We start from the raw sequence: 13,576 nt of genomic DNA, 5'->3' as shown, positions 1-13,576 counted from the left end.
GTGAGTGCACGGGTATTCCTCGGGAAGGACGAAGTACTCGGCCGGCCAGAGAACAGGCATGGCAGGCCACGATGAGGCGCAGCCTACCCGTGCAGCCACACTTCTACATTGCGAAATCTAGTCAATTTATTTCGCAATACGGCCATCTCGATGGAAAGACATCCACTTGGCCTGATTGAACAAGGAATTGGCCAAATCTCGCTACGGAGGTGTGTCGGCGAATCGGTAAATTGACGGTCCCGATAATGCAAATGAGTCTCGTTTAATGTCTAGCACGCCTCATATTGAAGGGCAATGCGCGGTACGTCGCTCTCCCTTTCATCAATCCCTTGGCAGAAGTTCAGGCTCGATCGACGCGATGCGCGAAAGGCTCCCGGCGTGTGGCTTGCGTACCGTCCGACATACATTGCTCAACGCAACGATTGCCGCAGCCGTCGCCGTCGCTGCTCCGGACGTGTTCGCTACCGAGGGAAAGCAAGCGCAATCAACCACTGAGTCGCCGGATAGCGGCACGTCGGCATCGAGCGCAGAGAGCACCGTCCTTGAGCCCGTCACGGTCACCGCCCGGAAAACGACCGAACGCCTTCAGGATGTGCCTGAAAGCATCACGGTTCTGCAAGCGAAGACCTTGAAGGAATCGCCCTTCGATCCGGGTGTGGCTATCGCCGGCCATTCGCCCAATGTCCAATGGGTCAGCCGCGCCACAGGCTCCCAGTGGTTCTCGATTCGCGGTGTCAGTTCACTTGGGACGCCTGCCAACTACGCCGATGGCACGATCGCATTCAATGTCGATGGTGTGCCGAACAGCATGATGAGCGCGTCGAACATGTTGCTTGACGTCGACCATATCGAAGTGCTGCGCGGTCCCCAAGGCACGCTATGGGGAACCAATACGCTGGGTGGCGCCATCAACGTTGTCACGAAGCAGCCTGACGGAACTCGGGATGTTCACGTGACAACCGAGGTCGGCGAACACGGCTATCGCATGGGCGAGGCAGTTCTTGGCGGCAATATCGTGCCCGGGCAACTTGACGGACGGATGGCGATCCGTTACGGCCATGAGAATGGCGATATACGCAGCCTTTACACCGACAAGCTGGGCAAGCGCGACATCGGTGCATTCCGTGGAGGACTACGCTTCACGGGGCTGGACGACACGCTCATCACAGTGACGGGCAACTATCTGCATGATCAGGCCAACTCCCCGCTCTATATCCTGCGTAGCGCCAATCAGTTTCCGACCAGTGGCATCCTGACCGAGCCGGACTTGAAGACAACGCAAGCGGGCGCCACCGTGACCGTCGAGCATTTTTTCAAGAATTTCCAGCTCACTTCCATCAGTTCCTACCAGCACAACAAGCTGGAAAGCGAACTCGATCTCGTGGACAAACTTGTCTATGACGCGATCGGGTTTCCCGCATCCAGTAACGTGGGCCACTCGACGGATCAGGAGAACATCTTCAGCCAGGAGATTCGGCTGAATTCAATCGAGGGTGCCCCGGTTCGCTGGGTCGTCGGTGCCAGTGCCATGCGAACCAACGGCATACGCTGGTGCAGCAGTACGCAGTGCGCGCCGCCTCCGTATTCCGGCTCAGTCGCGATGAAAAGCAATCTCGACACGACCAATCTAGGACTGTTCGGGGACGTTTCGATCCCCTTTGCGAACCGCTGGGAGTTCTCGATCGGCGGTCGGGTAAGCCATGACAATATCGAGATGAAGCAGGACAACTCCCTGGGCCTCGCTTCGCTGACCGGCTCCAACTCCACGTCGCAAACCTATCCGACAGGTCGGGTAGCCCTGTCCTTCAAGTGGACGAACGACATTCAAAGCTACGTGTCGGTGGCTCGTGGTCACGCGTCAAGGGTGTACCCGCTCTTTAGCTATCCGGTCGACGGCATCGTGGGCAACCCCTATCCGGCCGCTTTGGGGTGGACTTACGAAGCGGGCGTCAAGGCCGATCTTCTTGACCATCGTCTTCAGATCGATGCCAGCGTCTATCACAACGACATCAAGAACGGTGTCATGTCCTATCTCGATCCTTCGCTTGGCGCCTTTCGGACGACATACCAGGACTACAAGACCAGTGGTTTCGAGTTGCAGGCGCGCGCGCTCGTCGCTGAAGGCTTGAGCTTCTCCGGGGGCGTCGGCTACATCCATAGCGAACTCGGCGCCAACGGCGCCGCGGTCAATACGGTCACCGGCAATCCCGTTCCGAACACACCGAATTGGACGGCGACGGCCGGGCTGCAATACGAAACCTCAGCCAAGGCAATTCATTTGCCGGGCACGCTCTCCGCCGACCTTCAATACCAATATACCGGCAAGCGCACCGCAGATATCGACAAATCTTATTACCTTGACGCCTATAGCCTGGTGAATGCCCGGATTGGATGGAAGAACAAGGATCTCGAAGTCTATCTGTTCGGCCGCAATCTTTTCGACAAACGCTATGAAACCTTCGGCAACCTGTTCAACGGCATGCAACTGGTTTCGGTCGGTCGCGGCCGCACCTTGGGGGCAGGCCTGACAAAAAACTTTTGATTGCCGCCAGGATGGGCATCTCGTCATCTAGCCGCCGCAGCTCATCATCTGAGTACGTTAAAACGCTCACCTCGGATTGGAAAGATTCGGAATGGTTCATGGCATATCTCGCCGATTTGTTGATCCCTTCTCGCGACCGGACCCGTTCAATCAGATCTCTCGTTGTTGATGCCCAAGCAGAACTGATCCACCTCGACGCGGCGCTGAAATGGATCAACTTACGGCAGGATCCGAAGGTCAACGCGGGCATCCCCAACGCGGCGTTCTACGCGACCGCGAACAAGGCTGCCCGCCAGTACGTGAAGCCGGCCGTCGCGCGCGATCCGTTGGTGTATCCGGCCGACGAGGTGCCGGGCAGGATGACGCGGCTCAAGCCGATGCCGCACGAGATTCGCCGGCTGCGGAACCGGCTGTGGGCGCGGTTGAAAACGGGACGTGGACGGCACCGAACCGTGCCTGCGGCCGCATGCGCCGCAGGCACGCCCGCATCGAAAGCGCAACCCGCCGCCGTCGAAGCCGCTCGCGCGAGCTATCTCGTCGCCCGCGCGCGCTCCGCCGCAAACGCCGCCTCCACGAACCGGATCACGTCGTCGAGCGACGACGTGCATACGGCATCGACCGCGAGCGCCTGAAACGCGCCGTCCGGCCCGAAGCAGACGAGCGGCTTGCGCCAGTGTTGCGCCAGCGAGATTTCCTGCGCCGTGCCGGGCCCACCCGGCAACGCGACGATCAGGTCGCTGCTCAACACGTTCACGTGGTTGCGGTTGATCGTGTGCGGATCGGCATCGGGTTCGCGGCGCGGCAGCGGCGTGAGGATCGGGATGTCGACGAATGGATGCGGATAGCCGTCGAGCGGCACGAAGCCCGCGACCGGATCGGCCTGCGTCGGCAGGATGCCGATCGACCGGCCGGCCCGCCCCGGCACGCCGGCGAACGCACGCGCGACGGCCAGCATCACGCCCTGCCCGCCGCCCGTCAGCAGATTGAAGCCGGCCTGTGCGAGCCATGCGCCGAGCGGCTCCGAAAACGCCAGCCACGGCTCCTTGCCCGAGCCCATCACGCCGATCGTCCTGTTCTTCTGTTGCATCGTGGTTTCCGGTGAAATCGTCGCGGTGCGCGCGAGCGCCACGCTCATTCGAGTTCGACGCCCTTGAGCTCGGGAATCAGGAACAACGTCGCGACCATGTCGAGCACGTAGAGCCCGGCGAGCAGCGCGATGGCCGTCTGGAACGAGTAGTGCGCGGCGAGCGCGCCGACCGCGACCGGGCCGAAGCCGCCGACCGCGCGGCCGATATTCCACAGCACGTTCTGCGCGGTGGCGCGCGCGGCCGTCGGATAACCTTCCGACATCAGCGTCCCGTAGCCGCCGACCATCCCGTTGACGAACATGCCCATCAGCGCGCCGGCCCACAGCATCGCCGTCGGGTCCGTCAGCCGCGCATACGCGATGACCGTGACGACCGAACCGAGCTGGTACAGCAGGAACGTCGGCTTGCGCCCGATGCGGTCGGCCAGCTGCCCGAACACCCACACGCCGATCATCATCCCGACGACCGTCGCCGCCGTCCACAGCCCCGACTTCGTCAGTGAGAAGCCCATCTGCTTCGACAGGAAGGTCGGCAGCCAGATCATGATCCCGTAGTAGCCGAAGTTCTGGACCGAACAGAGGATCACGATGCCGAGACTCGTGCGCGCGGTGCGGCCGTCGGCGACGAGCATGCGGAACGCATTGGACGTCGGCTGCGTCGCGCGCTGCACGAACGCTGCCGGCTCGTGCAGCTTGTTGCGCATCGCCCACGCGAGCAGCGCGGGCAGCACGCCGACCAGGAACATGCCGCGCCAGCCGATGTGGAGCAGCAGGAGCGGCGTCAGCAGCGCGGCCAGCAGCACGCCGGCCTGCCAGCCGAGCGCGACGTAGCACGACACGCGGGCGCGCTTGCTCGCCGGCCACGCTTCCGCCGCGAGCGCCATGCCGATCCCGAACTCGCCGCCCAGCCCGATGCCCGCGATGGTGCGGTAGGCCAGCAGATCCCAGAAGCCGCGCGCGAACGCGCACAGGCCGGTGAAGATCGCGAACAGCAGGATCGTCCAGGTCAGCACGCGCACGCGCCCGTAGCGGTCGCTCAGCGCGCCGAACAGGATGCCGCCCGCGACCGCGCCGATCAGCGTCCACGTGACGAGCGCGCCGCCCTGCCCGGGCGTCAGTTGCAGCGCCGCCGTGATCGCCGGCAGCATGAAGCCGAGGATCAGCAGGTCGAAGCCGTCCATCGCATAGCCGATCGCCGACCCGGCCAGCGCTTTCCACGCGTACGACCCGACCTGCTCCACGCGCGGGGCCGACGGGCCGTCGAGCGTCGAAGATTTCATGTTTGCTGCCATGGTGTCCTGCCACGAATGTCCGGCGACATTCTAAGGCCTGTGTGCGCCGACGACGGGCGCGGGCGCGCATCGGCGCCGCTGCCGCAACGGCAAGCGGGACATGGCAGGCAAGGCGGGAAAACGGAGGAAACGTCGATCCGGTGTCGGCGGCGAGGCCGGCGATGTCGCGGCCAGGCCGGACACCGGATGAAAAAGATTGACGGACGGGGGTTACCGGCGGGCCTGCCGGCCCGAGCCGGACGGCGCCGCGCCGCCGGGCGGCTCGACCGGCTTCAGCCCTGGTCGTCGCCGGGCCACCAGGCCTTGGCCTCGCGGTCGACGGCGAGCGATTCGAGATCCTTGCCTTCGAGCCATTTCGGCCGCGGGCCGCGCCCCGACCACGAGCGGCCGGTCGTCGGATCGTAGTACTTGGCAGGCGCCTTGCGTTTTCGCTGGACGATGTAGCCGAGCGCGCTCAACACTTCCTGCTGCGAAATGCCCAACAGCTCGACTTGCTCCTTGAATGCCGCGAGCGCGGCCTGCTTCTCCTTCTGCTTCGCATCCGACAGCTTGATGTTCAGGTCCCGAAGTTGTGCTTCGAGTTCCTGCAGGGCCTGGGTCATGTATTCATCCTCTTTGGGCATGTTTTTGCAAAAAACTCCGATGGTCGAACCTATCACGAAGTTCCGCCGATCGGTGCTGTCAAATATGTGAATCGTCCGCCCGAGCCGGCATGCTTTGCGCGATGCGCACTAAACGACGTCGCGCGTCATTGACAGGCAGGACCGGGCCGGCGTCGCGCACGAACAGGCACGGCGAACGGCTGCGGCAAGTCAGGCGCCGCCCCTGGCACGGGTGCGGCATGGCGCGAATGATAGCAGTGCGCGACATCGTATTGCAGAAGTCGCGTAACGGAATCGATGCGCAGCGAGCGGCTTACCGCCCGGCGTCGTGCGCATCCCAGGCGATCCGGTCGAACAGCGCGCGCAGCTTCGCGCCGCGTGCCGCATTCAGCGCGGCGGCATGCGCGACGCGCCCGGCGAGATGCGCGCGGAAATCCGGATGCGCGTCCCGATTCTGCGAGGCCGGGCCGTGCCGGATGCAGTTGGTCAGGATGGCCTTCAGCCGATCGAACTCGTCGCGCGCCAGATTCGGATGACGATTGACGACCACGCCGGCCAGTTGCTGTCGCGCCCCGCGCCGCATCACGCGCGTCTTGCGCAGTTGCAGCGCGAAGCCCTCCTCGAGCGCGATCGCGGCAACCCTGATTTGCAGCCGCTCGATGTCGCGCGCAAGCGCGCCGCCGCCCGAGAACGCGAGATCGTCCGCATAGCGCGTGTAGGTCGCGTCGAGCGAACGCGCGAGCGCGGCGAGCCGCATGTCGAACCGGAACGCGCTCAGGTTCGCGAGCGCCGGCGACGTCGGCGCGCCCTGCGGCAGATGCCGTTCGCGATAGCGCTGGCGGCCAATCCAGTCGAACCGGTCGCGCAGGTCGGGCGCGAGCAGCCGCGCGGAGGGCACGCGATTCGTGCACAACCCGGTGAGCGTGCGCGCGACTTCGACCGGATACCCGAGCGTGGCGAACAGCGCATGGACGCGTGCGGCGCGTACCGAGACGAAGAAATCCGCGAGATCGAAGCGGACGACGACATCGCGGCCGGCATGCGGCGCCGCGAACGACACGATCCCGTGCCCCTTGCGAAAACCGTGCACCGCGCCGTGCGGCGCAATGCGATCGAGCAACCCGTGCAGGATGCGGCGCTGTGCCTCGCGCAGCCTTCCCTTCGGGATCTCGACCAACCGGCACCCGCCGCTGCGCTTGTCGACCGCGACGTACGTGTAGTGATGCAGCGGCGTGGCGCCGCTGCGCGCGTCGACGCGCCAGTGGTCGGACAGCCAGTCGAGCGCCGGCACGCTCACGCCGAGCCAGTCGGCGAGATCGCCGGGCGTCGCCCATGGCGGCACTTCGCAGCCGGCGAGCGGCGCCGGCAACGGCCGCTGGACCGGCGGCCGCCGCACGACGCGGATCACGGCCGGCCGAGGGTCGCCATACCACGCGCGCACGAATCCGGGCGCCTCGGCCACGACGGCCGCAAGTGCATCGATGGCGGTGTCGGCCCAATGCGCGCCGAAGCGCGCGAGCGATGCATCCGCGACTTCATCTGCCCAGACCGGCGCGCCGCCGAGCACGGCCGCCATCCGCGCGACGACGCCGTCGCGTTCGGGCGAACCGGCGAGCATCGCCTCGGCAATCGTGCGGGTCGTGTCGCGCAGGGATGAATGCATGGCCGGGAATGGGCGGGACGATGAGTCAACGTGGCTGGTGCTGCGAGGGGAGGCGTTGCGCCGCGCGCAACCGGGCCCCTTGCGACGCATCGGTGTGTCGATCCGATCCACGGGGTAGCCCCGTGGTCCTGGAACGTCGACTGCCTGTTCCGGGTGTGTGCTTGACCCACCGGCCCGCGTCGCGACTGTAATGGGCGCACGCGCCGGGTGTCAAATCAGGGGGACGACGCGCGATAGGCGGCGGGCCGAGCACGTCGCCGGCCCGCGTGCCTCACCCCGTTGCCGCGCTTACACGCCCCGCGCGAACAGCGCGCTGTATGCGATCGGCGCCACGCCGATACCGGCCATGCCGTTCAGCATCGTCGCCCAGGTCGCGTCGGCCACGCTCACCGGAAACGACCGCACGTGATTGGCGAGCAGCCAGAAGGTCCGCGTCATGCCGTCGCTCATCGCGACTTCGTACCCGCTTCCCGCAGGCCAGTAGCCGACCGGCGGCAGCGCCACCGGCGCCTCTCGGCCGCCCCTGAACCCGGCGGCGGCCATTGCGAACTTGCCGTCGAGCGGCATGGCCCGGCGCGGTACGCAGTCCTGCGAATCCTGTTTCGGGAATGCGGGGCTCGTTTCGAGCCAGCGGCGATAGAACGCGTCGGCGTCGAGATGGACGACGAAACGCTCCACCCCGGCCGGCTCGGCCGCCAGATAGCAGTCGGCCTGACCGGGCACGGGAACGCGCCAGATCGCGCGTTTCGCGCTCAGGTCGACCAGTTCGCACGCCGTCGGCCGGTGCGCAAGGGTTGAAGCGGGTCCGGATCCGCGCAAGTCGCGCGCGCGGTCGAGTCCGTTACGAAGACGTGTCAGCATGGGCCCTCTCTTTCTCTCTCGATTTGTTCGAATGAGTCAGGGAATGTGGCGCGATCCGCGCCATCGCTGCCGGTTTGCCCGGTGCCCCGACGCTCCCGACTGGGTCGGGAACCCGCGCAGTGTATCGCCTTTCGATGACGGCACGACAGCGCATGCCGCCCTCTGCCGGTGGGTGCGGATCACGCGCCCCGTCGAACGAAAACCCGCTTCGTCCCGGGCTTTCCGCGCCGGTGGCACGGCCCGCCGCAGCACATCGTCGACGGCCTTACGGAATCGGCGGCGCGCCGCGCAGGACCGTGCGCAAGGCCACGTCGAACGGCGTCGCGTGGTCGATGCCAAGCGCGCGCAGGCTCGACGCGTCCAGATGGCAATCGTATGGGCGCGGCGTCGCGTCGGTCGGCTGCTCGATCGGCGTGAGCGACGCGGCGACGCCGAGCGCGGCGGCGATCCGTTGCGCGATCTCGTATTTCGTCATCGGCTCGTCGCCGGACCAGTGACGGATGCCCGTGACGGTCCGGCCCGACAGGTGACGCAGCGTGAGGTCGCGGATCACGTCCGCCACGTCCGGCGTGTAGGTCGGGTAGCGGATCGCCCACGCGTCCATGCCGACCGCGTGTGCGCCCGTGCGCGCCGATGCCGCGGTCGCCGGGACGAGGCTCGTGACCGCCGATTCGCTCCAGTCGGCGATCGGACCATAGAGCAATGGCAGGCGCAGCACGCAGGACAGCGACGACGCGGCGAGCAGCGCCGCCTCGCCTTCGAGCTTGGTGCGGCCGTAGATGTTCAGCGGGTTTGGCGCCGCGTCTTCACGATACGGGGCGGCCTTGCCGTCGAACACGTAGTCCGTGGAAATGCCGAGCGTCCACGCGCCGTATCGGGCAGCCAGCGCGCCGACGCGGGCCGGCGCGTCGACGTTGATCGCGCGGGCGGCGGCCGGGTCGCGTTCGCAGATATCGGGCCGGCGTTCGGCCGCGCAGAGGATGACGGCGGCCGGCCGGTGGGTCGCGAACGCCTGCTCGAGGGCCGGCTGGTCGAGGACGTCGAGCAGCTCGAGGTTTTCCGGCGGCAGCGCGAGCAGTCTTGCGCCAGCGGTGTGCGGGTTACGGCGGGTCGCGATCAGGTTCAGCGACGGTTCGCGGGCGAGGGAGGCGGCGACGGCTCGGCCGAGCAGGCCGGAGGCGCCGATGAGGAGGATGGTGGGGAGTTCGGTCGGTGACGTCGTGCTTGGCATCGGGAACGGATGGCTTCGAGGTTTGGAAGCATGAGGTTACAACGAGTACCCGGATGCCATTCTCGAAAATTCGGATGCCTGCGCTGCCGGCCCGCGGTTCCGTGCAATGCCTGCGGCCGCGAACGGGGGCCGCAAAAGTCCGCAACAAACAAGGCCCGGCGCACCTCGGTGCACCGGGCCCATGAGACCGGGCAAAACTTCGCCCTGCGTTACTTCCGGTCCACCGAGTACCGCCCCGGCCCGGTCAGCGCGAGCAACAGCAACCCGCCGATGATGCTCACGTTCTTGTAGAAGTTGATCATCGCCATGTACTGCTCCATCCCCTGCAGCGCCCAGTAGCGATGGCCGATCAGCGCGGTCGCGAGCGTATAGGCGGCGAACACCAGCGCGAGCGGACGCGTGTAGAAGCCGATCGCGATCAGCACGCCGCCGGCCAGTTCGACCGCCACCGCGACCGCGGCCGCCAGTTCGGGCGCCGGGTTCCCCGTCGACGCCATGTACGCGACCGTGCCCGAGAAGCCGGTCAGCTTCTGCCAGCCGAACAGCACGAACAGGATCATCATCAACACGCGAGCCGCCAGCAGCAGCTCGTCCTTCTTCGACTCCAGCGAAACGTAACGCATAACAATCACCCTTGAATTGACGGTTTGATGCGGCCGCCGCCGATGCACGCCGAAGCGGCGCGCGTGACCGGCGACGGACCACGCCTCGCCCGACCGGATCGCCGGCCGATACCGTGGCCGGTTGCCGAAGAATCCGTCCGGTCGCGCCGTTCGCGGCGCGCTGCGAACCGGTTCTGGCGAAGCACGGGTGCAGTCTACTGTCTCGCTGCAAATCATCAATCCGTCGAAATATGATTCGCTGTCTCGATTTAGTGGACAATTGAGTCAAACAAGGGCTTGTTAAGCATCAAGGCGCGTGCAAAACGGCACGGCAAGCGGTGACGCCGGGCCGCACATGCGGCCCGAATGCATCGCCCGACCCGCCACCCCGGGCGCCTACGCCGCGATCCGCCGGCGGAAATGCTCGGTTCCCGCGACGATCTTGTCGAGCACCGCGTCGAGCGCCCAGAATCGCTCGCGCACGTCGTAGTCGATCGCACGGCACTTGATCGACCCGAACGTGCCGATCCGCTGATGGTAGAGCTTCGCGAGTGCCGGGTAGCCGAGCGCCTCCGACACCGCCGACACGACCAGGAACGTCGACAGTTCGTCGGCCAGCGCCGGATTCGTGTCGCCTTGCGTGCGCAACCACCGGTAGAGGTCCGGGTGGAAATTGGTGAACACGCCATTGAAGCCGGCGGACCCGGCCTTCATCGCGTCCCACGCAATCGCGGCGTTGGCGTTCAGGATCTTCAGCGGCGATCCCGCGGCGATCCCGACACGCCGCTTCACCGTCTCGAGATCGCAGCTCACGTCCTTGAGCATCACGAACCGGCCCGTGTCGATGCACGCACGCAGTTCGTCATCCGAGAGGAGCCGCCGGTAAGGCGCCGGACATTCATACAGGCCGAGCGGAAGATCCGACGGCAGTCGCGCGAGCAGCCGGTGCAGATGATCGAGCAACGCGGCGCTGCCCTTGCGCTGCGGATCGAGGCGGTTGGTCACGAGCACGACGCCCTGCGCGCCCGATTCGGCCGCCGCGCACAATTCGGCGACCTGCGCATCGAGATCCTCGCTGATGTGCCCGGACGCGACGACGGGCACGCGCCCGGCCACCCGATCGACCACGAAACGCGCGAGTTCCGCGCGTTCGGCCAGGCTCAGGAACTGCATCTCGCTCGATTGCGCGACCGCGAACAACGCATCCGAGCCGTGTGCCAGATACCATTCGATGAGCCGTTCGAGCCCGGCGTAGTCGATCGCGCCGGCGTCGTCGAACGGCGTCAGCATCACCGGCACGATCCCCTCGATGGTCACGTTCGATTGCTGCGGGTGTTGCATCTGTTTCTCCTTGCTTCAGTGAATGCGGGGGGCAGGCCGCGGGTCATGCCGGCAACGGTCCGGGCGCGGCGTTCGCGGCCTGCTCGGGAATCGGCTTGCGCACCAGCAGCAGGTACGCCATCGCACCGGCGAACGCAATCGCCGCGGCCGTCAGCAGCGCCGGCACGAACGACCACTTCTGCGCAATGATGCCCGTCAGGATCGGCGCAAGCGCGCCGCCGATGAAACCGCCGAAATTCTGGATCGCGCCGAGCGACGCGATGCGGCTCGGCGGCGCGGCCGCCGTCGCGAGCGCCCACGAGCTGGCCGACGCGGCGTTCGCGAGAAAGATCACGACCGATATGCATGCGAGCGCAACCGTATTGCTCTGCACGAGCGCGGCCGGGATCGTGAACGCGACCATCCCGAGCATCGCGACCACCACCGCGTTGCGTCGGCTCACGACCGGCGAACGGCTGCGGCGCGTGACCAGGTCCGACAGCCAGCCGGCGACCAGCGAACCGACGAACCCGCACAGAAACGGCACCGACGCGGCGAAGCCGGTGCGGATCAGGCTCATGTGCCGCTCCATCGTCAGGTAGCCCGGCAGCCAGGTCAGGTAGACCCAGTTCAGGTACACGGATCCGAAAAAGCCGATCAGCATCCCCCAGGTCGTGCCGTGCGAGAACAGGCTGCGCCAATCGGCGAAGGTCAGTTTCGGCGCCGCGGCCACGCTTTGCGCGTCGGCATCGAGATAGCTTCGCTCGGCGGCGGACAGTTGCGCACGCACCGGATCGCGATACAGCGCGAACCAGACGACCGCGACGACGAGACCGAGCGCACCGGTCACGATGAACGCCCAGCGCCAGTTGAACGATGCCACGAGAATCGACAGCAGCAACGGCGCCAGCGCGGTGCCGAGCGGCGACGCGGCGTTGAAAATGCCGGTCGGCGTGCCGCGCGCACGCAGCGGAAACCAGTTGCTCACCACGCGCGCGGCCGACGGAAACTGCGGCGCCTCGCCGATACCGAGCACGATGCGCGCGACGATGAACCAGCCGAAGGTCGACACGATGCCGCCCGCCGCCTGCGCGAACGACCAGACGATCAGCCCGATGCCGAGCAGCCGGCGCGGGCCGATCCGGTCGACGAGGCCGCCCACCGGAAACTGGCACAGCGCATAGCTCCACGAGAACGCGGACAGCAACAGCCCCATCTGCGCGAGCGACAGGCCGAGATCGCCGCGGATCGCCGAACTCGCGACGGCCAGCGTGCCGCGATCGAGGTAGTTGACGATCCCGCTCGCCATCAACAGCGCGAGCGCGATGCGTTGTCCGCGCCGGATGCGTGGCGGTGCGGGCGGAACAGGTTGGTTTTCGTTCATGTCGGTTGTCTCCATGTCACTGGTGTCGGCCGGTGATGGCCGTTCCGTCGTATGCGGAATTCAGGTATCCCCGCGCATGACTTCGTCACGCGTCGGGATCGAGGTTTGCGCGCCGTGGCGCGTGACGCTGATGGCCGCCGCGCGCTGGCCGAAGCCGATCGCATCGTCCATCGATGCGCCGCCGGCGCGGGCGGCCGCGAACCCGCCGACGAACGTGTCGCCGGCCGCGGTCGTATCGACGGCCACCACCGTCATCGCCCGATGCCGGCCGTTCCCCGCGCTGCCGCGCCAGCAGACGCCGCGCGCGCCGAGCGTGACCAGCACGTTGCCGACGCCCTTCGCGCACAACGCATCGGCCGCGCGCACGGCCGACGCGTCGTCGCCGACGGCGATGCCGGTCAGCGACTCGGCCTCGGTTTCGTTGACGACGAGATAGTCGACCCGTGCCAGCAACGCGTCGGACAGCGGCTGCGCGGGCGCCGGATTGAGCAGCACCGGTGTGTGGTGCTCAGTGGCACAGGCAATCGCGCACGCGACGGCGGCAACCGGCACTTCGAGCTGACACACGAGGAGTGCCGCCTCCGCGATCGCGTCGCGCGCCGCGTCGATCCGGCCGGCATCGAGACACGCATTCGCACCGGGCACGACGACGATGCTGTTCGCACCGCCGTCGTCGACGGTGATCGCCGCCACACCGGTCGCCGCCCCGCCGATCCGATGCAGGTGCGTCACGTCGATGCGCTCCGCCGCGAGCGCGCCATGCAGGCGCGCGCCGAACGCGTCGTCGCCGACGCAGCCGATCATCACGACCGATGCGCCCAGGCGCGCGGCCGCGACCGCCTGGTTCGCCCCCTTGCCGCCGTGAACGGTCTGGAATGCCGTGCCGAGCAACGTTTCGCCCGGCACCGGCAGGCGCGGCGTGCGTGTGACGAGGTCGATGTTGACGCTGCCGACGACAGCGATACGCGACGAGGCGATGTCGTTCATGCTCG

The 13,576-nt window shown here is 66.7% G+C and carries 11 protein-coding genes and 1 pseudogene; 2 read left to right on the top strand and 10 right to left on the bottom strand.

Going from position 1 to position 13,576, the window contains the following annotated elements:
• Positions 1–358: 358 nt before the first annotated feature.
• Positions 359–2,542 carry a TonB-dependent receptor gene (locus G3N62_RS01050; protein WP_206141129.1) on the top strand — a complete coding sequence of 728 codons (2,184 nt, stop codon included), beginning with the start codon at positions 359–361 and terminating at the stop codon, positions 2,540–2,542.
• Between the two features lie 188 nt (positions 2,543–2,730).
• Positions 2,731–2,976: pseudogene (locus G3N62_RS01045) on the top strand (polyamine ABC transporter substrate-binding protein); the annotation flags it as partial.
• A gap of 95 nt (positions 2,977–3,071) precedes the next feature.
• Here G3N62_RS01045 and G3N62_RS01040 read toward each other — a convergent pair.
• From G3N62_RS01040 to rbsK, 10 genes are all read right to left on the bottom strand, one after another.
• Positions 3,072–3,677 carry a DNA-binding protein gene (locus G3N62_RS01040; RefSeq protein WP_034191952.1) on the bottom strand — a complete coding sequence of 202 codons (606 nt, stop codon included), beginning with the start codon at positions 3,675–3,677 and terminating at the stop codon, positions 3,072–3,074.
• Positions 3,674–4,921: an MFS transporter gene (locus G3N62_RS01035; protein ID WP_124670065.1), complete on the bottom strand. Its 1,248-nt coding sequence runs from the start codon at positions 4,919–4,921 to the stop codon at positions 3,674–3,676. The genes G3N62_RS01040 and G3N62_RS01035 overlap by 4 nt, the downstream gene beginning before the upstream one ends.
• 272 nt (positions 4,922–5,193) lie before the next feature.
• Positions 5,194–5,523 (bottom strand): H-NS histone family protein, encoded by a 330-nt coding sequence (locus G3N62_RS01030; protein WP_034191954.1) that lies wholly within the window; start codon positions 5,521–5,523, stop codon positions 5,194–5,196.
• Between the two features lie 313 nt (positions 5,524–5,836).
• Positions 5,837–7,186 (bottom strand): reverse transcriptase family protein, encoded by a 1,350-nt coding sequence (locus G3N62_RS01025; protein ID WP_049036746.1) that lies wholly within the window; start codon positions 7,184–7,186, stop codon positions 5,837–5,839.
• 288 nt (positions 7,187–7,474) lie between these two features.
• Positions 7,475–8,047 carry a hypothetical protein gene (locus G3N62_RS01020; protein ID WP_034191956.1) on the bottom strand — a complete coding sequence of 191 codons (573 nt, stop codon included), beginning with the start codon at positions 8,045–8,047 and terminating at the stop codon, positions 7,475–7,477.
• A gap of 265 nt (positions 8,048–8,312) precedes the next feature.
• A complete protein-coding gene (locus tag G3N62_RS01015; protein ID WP_206141128.1) occupies positions 8,313–9,278 on the bottom strand; it encodes an SDR family oxidoreductase in 966 nt (321 codons plus the stop codon).
• Positions 9,279–9,487: 209 nt separating this feature from the next.
• Positions 9,488–9,901, bottom strand: a complete 414-nt coding sequence (locus tag G3N62_RS01010; protein WP_049036750.1) for a DoxX family protein — start codon at positions 9,899–9,901, stop codon at positions 9,488–9,490.
• A gap of 375 nt (positions 9,902–10,276) precedes the next feature.
• The gene (locus tag G3N62_RS01005) at positions 10,277–11,221 is read right to left on the bottom strand and encodes a dihydrodipicolinate synthase family protein (RefSeq protein WP_034191959.1); all 945 of its coding nucleotides are present in this window, start codon (positions 11,219–11,221) and stop codon (positions 10,277–10,279) included.
• Between the two features lie 43 nt (positions 11,222–11,264).
• The gene (locus G3N62_RS01000) at positions 11,265–12,584 is read right to left on the bottom strand and encodes an MFS transporter (RefSeq protein WP_049036753.1); all 1,320 of its coding nucleotides are present in this window, start codon (positions 12,582–12,584) and stop codon (positions 11,265–11,267) included.
• Between the two features lie 60 nt (positions 12,585–12,644).
• Positions 12,645–13,571: a ribokinase gene (gene rbsK / locus G3N62_RS00995; RefSeq protein ID WP_124670067.1), complete on the bottom strand. Its 927-nt coding sequence runs from the start codon at positions 13,569–13,571 to the stop codon at positions 12,645–12,647.
• Between the last annotated feature and the right edge of the window lie 5 nt (positions 13,572–13,576).

This window comes from Burkholderia sp. Tr-20355, assembly GCF_017104685.1.
GTDB lineage: Bacteria > Pseudomonadota > Gammaproteobacteria > Burkholderiales > Burkholderiaceae > Burkholderia > Burkholderia seminalis.
The sequence above is the reverse complement of the archived record's forward strand: the minus strand, read 5'-3'. Positions and strand labels throughout refer to the sequence as shown.